The sequence below is a fragment of the Flavobacterium sp. NRK1 genome (assembly GCF_024054175.1).
In the GTDB taxonomy this organism is placed as follows: Bacteria; Bacteroidota; Bacteroidia; order Flavobacteriales; family Flavobacteriaceae; genus Flavobacterium.
Genome location: NZ_JAMXLA010000013.1, coordinates 1 through 230, shown reverse-complemented (window position 1 = coordinate 230; position 230 = coordinate 1). Strand labels below are relative to the sequence as shown.

Annotated in this window: 1 protein-coding gene; it reads left to right on the top strand. The window is 50.0% G+C overall.

The annotated features are described in order from the left end of the window. A partial coding sequence (locus NHE85_RS16660) for a hypothetical protein (RefSeq protein WP_252813337.1) occupies positions 1 to 230 on the top strand: 230 nt, incomplete at both ends.

Below are 230 nucleotides of genomic sequence, written 5' to 3'. Positions count from 1 at the left end.
ATCCCTGCGCCTATCGCCACCCCTCCGGCACCAATCGAGGAGTGTGACTTCAACAATGACGGTTTTGCACAGTTTGATATGACAGGAGCTATGGCAGCCATAGAAGCAGCCCTTGGCAATGTTGAAGTAACGGCCTATGAAACCCCTGAGGATGCCGAACATGATGTTAACCCTATCCCTAATCCGGATAACTATACCAATATCAACCAGCATGGCCAGACGATCTACCT